A 3692-nucleotide genomic window follows, 5' to 3' on the forward strand; every position below is an offset into this window, starting at 1 on the left:
TAGCTTCACGATAGTAAATAAAAAACTTATGTAGAAATTCTGTAATATTCTTTACATTATTACTTTCTGGAATATTAGTTCTACTAAAAATCTCTAGAAAAACAATACTAGATGCATCTCCACAACATGCCATATATATATTGTTATTATGAATAATTTTTTCTAGCTTCATATCATCTTTAACATGTCCAGCCGAAGTTATTCTCGTATCCACTACTAGATGTATTTCATTATCATAAATTTTACAGGCAATAGTAGTCATTATTTCTTCTCCTTTGGTTTAAGTTTTTCTCTTTCTTGTATGCTTGATTTAAAAAGGTTTCTTTCTAATTTACTTGTATCTAAACTTGCCTTTTCAATTTTATTTATAGCATCTTCTATGCTTTCACTTTCATTTAAAATCTTATCTATATCATCTATCATAGGCTTTATTACAGAGTTGCTATTTTCTAACTCTGTATCAACTTGTTTATCAATACTATCTCCTTCTGCATTTAAAACTACATCTTTGCCTTTATAGTGGGCAAATACCGGAGAACCAAAACTAGCAACCTGTGAGCTTATATCTAAATAATCATCATCACCTGTTGGCTCTTGTAACCCTAATCTTTCAAGTAAATTACTTACTGATATTTTACCCTTAACAAATGGTGCTATTTGTGTAACTATACTCACAAGCTGGGCTTTATCTTCTTCTTTAGAGAAATTAACTACAAGTTGTGGATACTCTTCCTGTTTCCCAAAGTTATAGTTAATAAGTGGTATAATAAGACCATTATTAATTGTTTCTGCAAGGTATAAACAATCAGCTTTTCTAATATAATCTTGCGTATTTTGATGCACATCTGCTTGAGAATAACTACTGCCACTATCTGTGGTCATAGTTTGACCTAGTACAATTTTGCTAAGCTGAGCATCTAAATAATTTACATACTTCTCAAACAAGTCGGCATTACCTGTAATATTACCATTTTGAAACTCTATATCCATATCTCCACTTATTACCGCTGCTGTATCTGTCCATATTCCTGCTACTGCATCGGCTAATTGTTTAATATCGTCATCGGTTGCCATTTCTCCATACTTACCAACCCTTATTGGCATACCAAATACTTCTAAAATAGCCGCCCAGTCTTTAATACCATAGTTTTTTAATATAAAAATAGAACACGCAGCAAAAGCCAAAGCTCTTCTTACCGGTAGTCCTGACTTTAGTGTTGGTACATGAACTATAGTTTTTAATGGGTCAAGGTGTGAGGTTTTATCTGTATCTTCAAGTAATACTACTTCTCTATTTTCTGTATCATAAGTAAACCATTCTGCTGGGTGGTGGATATATTCCTTTGGTAATACCTTGCCCTTATGTTCTTTGTAGTTTATTTCAACTACAGAAAAACCTTTACCCAAGCCATCTAAAAGCTCAAATAACATTTTAGAAAATATGGGTGCATCTATAATTCTTTGGGTAAACTCATAAATTTCTTTAGATTTACCACTTTCTTTTACTTGAGTTAAACCAAAAGGTGTTGAGGTTACTTGCAATTTACGAGTATTAAGAACCGTTCTATATTGACTATCTCTTTCTTCCATCTCTTCGGCTAAACTTAAAAAGCCTTGAGTTCTACCCTCTTTTGCATCTTTTAACATGTTCGCTAATTTAACAGGGCTTAAACCTATAAGAGAGGATTGAAAAACAGACTTTCTAACAGGTGCAAGTTTAGAGATTTGCTCTCTAATTTTAGTTTTTTCCAAACCTTTAGCTTTGTTATCTTCTTCTTTGTTGAATATTTTCTTAGTTTTTCTTACCATTATTTACTTGTTCCCATTAATATATGTCTTTTCTTTATAAATAGGTGCAGGACTAGTCCTGCTAGAAAAATTCTCTTCTATTTCTTTTAAAATTTGCTCTCTCAAAATCTGCTTCATATTTCTTAAAACCTTTATCTTTACTAACTGGTCTATATTTATAAGGTGTGTATCTATTTTTAATACCTAGCAGTGCTAAGAATATTGCCCAAGCTATATCACCATGCCCGTTTTTATCTCTTGCAGTAGTAAATCTAAGCTTGTTGCCTATACCTATTTCTTTTTTTATTAAGCGTAAATCACTTCTAATATTCTCATTTGCAAAAGGCAATCTTAGCCTCTTATCTTCAAACTTTTGCTTGGCATTAATTGCCATTTCTTCCATTGAGCTTTGATTAAAAATAACCCCTTCAACTCTGACACTACCAAAGAGCTTTTTATAATCCTCTGTTACTTTTTCACCCATTGCAGTTTGATCTACATATATTCTGTAAGGATTATATTTTTTAACCAACTCCTTCATTCTATCTTCTTTATACTCAAAGCTTGTCGGCTTTAATCTGCCATTTTGCATGGTTTTTGTAATAATTAACATATCAACTAAATGTGCTACATCGCCTATTATCTCAAATACTGTTGCTACCCATTTATCTTTTCTAGCTGCAATATCATTACCTATTACTGTTTTACCGCCCTTATATTTACTACCATTTATAGCAATTTCCTTATCTTCAACCCCTGTTATTAAATCCCAACTTAACCATTGTGATGCTTCACTTGATGCAGGTATACACATATATTCTTGTAAAAAACTTTCTTCATCTACATACTCTTCCCTAATGCCTTGTATAAAAGTACCTTTATCTTTAAGTGTTGGCTTTTTTCTGATACCTTGAGCTTTCCAAATAGCTTCAACTAAACCATCATTAATAGCGTCTTCAATAGTAGTTTCTTGAAAGTACCAATTCTTGGTAGTTTTAGCTTTTTCACACAGCTCTTCAAAAAAGTCTCCCTCTAACCCAACTGAGGATAAAGCATATACATTTCCACCCCAGCGAGTAATAGGCATTACAGCTTTCCATAATTCTCTTTGCTTATCATGAAAAGCAAACTCATCTAGTATTCCATCACCTCTTTTACCCCTAAAGTTGTTTGGATTTGATGACAGAGAATAAACACCTCTACCACTGATAAAATCTACACCAGTGGCTTTTATGTCTCTATCTTTATCTATCAGTCTATCCTCTAATGAATAAGTGCTAATGGCTGTATTCATTTTTAAAGACCAATCTCCCACATCTTGAATAAATAATTTACCTGCCTCACTATTTGTGGAAGAAAACCATGTATTATAAGCCTTATTACTACGTCCTGAAACTAAACAACTATTACAAGCAAGTGTCCATGTAGCTCCTATCTGTCTACTTTTACGCCATATTTTAATTTTAGCATGGGTATTTAAAAACTTCTGTTGGTATTTTAATAACATTATGAACTTAAGGCTCTCTTTAAATTAGCAATGGTTTTATCTGATAAACCCTCTGTCTTAGCTACCTTCTCAACATCTTTTATTACTTTTTCTTTTACTTCTTTCTCTATTTGTTCACGGATTTTTTCTCTATCTTTGGTTGAAGACATAATCTCCTTTAAGGACTTTGCAAAGAAAAATACCTCCTTTGCCGGTACCTCCTTGCCCATAGTTAGCTGTAACATAGACTTGGTTAGAATTTTAGCTAGTAGTTTATGTAATTTACTCTCTTCATCAAATCCACTATCCTCAGGTAATAAATTAGCTATTTCTTTTACTGCCTGTAAATCTCTCATCTCCTCATCAAATGACTGCTTATACCTACCTAACCCTCCCCAAGAAATAGTTATACCACTAT

At 32.5% G+C, this 3692-nt stretch carries 4 protein-coding genes; all 4 read right to left on the bottom strand.

The annotated features are described in order from the left end of the window. Nucleotides 1–262: hypothetical protein (locus tag ACQCX0_RS00785; RefSeq protein WP_462562193.1), on the bottom strand; the 262-nt coding region annotated here is incomplete at its 3' end. Then, nucleotides 262–1809, bottom strand: coding sequence for a phage portal protein family protein (locus ACQCX0_RS00790; protein WP_462562194.1), 1548 nt, complete (start codon nucleotides 1807–1809; stop codon nucleotides 262–264). The genes ACQCX0_RS00785 and ACQCX0_RS00790, both read right to left, overlap by 1 nt. 61 nt (nucleotides 1810–1870) lie before the next feature. Further along, nucleotides 1871–3295 (bottom strand): phage terminase large subunit family protein, encoded by a 1425-nt coding sequence (locus tag ACQCX0_RS00795; RefSeq protein ID WP_462562195.1) that lies wholly within the window; start codon nucleotides 3293–3295, stop codon nucleotides 1871–1873. Next, the coding region (locus ACQCX0_RS00800; RefSeq protein ID WP_462562196.1) for a phage protein Gp27 family protein at nucleotides 3295–3692 on the bottom strand (398 nt) is incomplete at its 5' end. The genes ACQCX0_RS00795 and ACQCX0_RS00800, both read right to left, overlap by 1 nt.

It is taken from the genome of Candidatus Hepatincolaceae symbiont of Strigamia maritima (assembly GCF_055505085.1).